The organism is Neorhizobium sp. SHOUNA12A (assembly GCF_023006505.1).
GTDB lineage: Bacteria > Pseudomonadota > Alphaproteobacteria > Rhizobiales > Rhizobiaceae > Neorhizobium.
On record NZ_JALBGV010000204.1, the window covers coordinates 1 to 565 of the forward strand.

At 63.2% G+C, this 565-nt stretch carries 1 protein-coding gene; it reads right to left on the reverse strand.

The features are described 5' to 3' along the window. On the reverse strand, window positions 1-565 hold a 565-nt coding region (locus MOV63_RS33125), incomplete at both ends, for a DUF1173 domain-containing protein (RefSeq protein WP_258719369.1).

Genomic DNA, 565 nt, shown 5'->3' on the forward strand with positions numbered 1-565 from the left:
CTCTTCGAGATAGAGCCGGAAGCCCGGCATGTGTTTGATCACCACCTGACGGCCGTTGCGCGCCTCTGCGAACTCCTTGATCTCCCCAATCAGCACCATCAGCTTTTTCGCACCGGCCGCCGCCTGGAAGAGGCCCGCAAGCTTTTGGGCCCGGCGCTGTTCGATCGCCGCCTTGTCCCCGGCACGGAACGGTTCGGGAATGAGCAGCCGGTCGGCCAGTGCCTGCCCACGAACCTCCATCAGTCGAGCGGCCTCGCTCAGATGCTGATAGACCTGCGACCAGTGCCGCTTGCCTGTCCAATGCGACGTCCATTCCGTCAGGCCGCTCTCATGCCAGAGGAAATGCAGCAGCCCACGCAGGGACAATTTTTTGGTCGCGTTCCTCACACTGTCGGCTGACGCGACGCTCCCGTCTGATCTTGCGACCGCGCCGCGCTTCGACAGCGAGAAGTCCAGCATCAGCGATGCGGTACCGGCGGTCGGATCGAACTTGATCGCGCGCCCCATCAAGGGTCCAAGGCCTGACAGTTCGTAGGGCGGTTCGTATGAAGGGCAGGCCGGATCG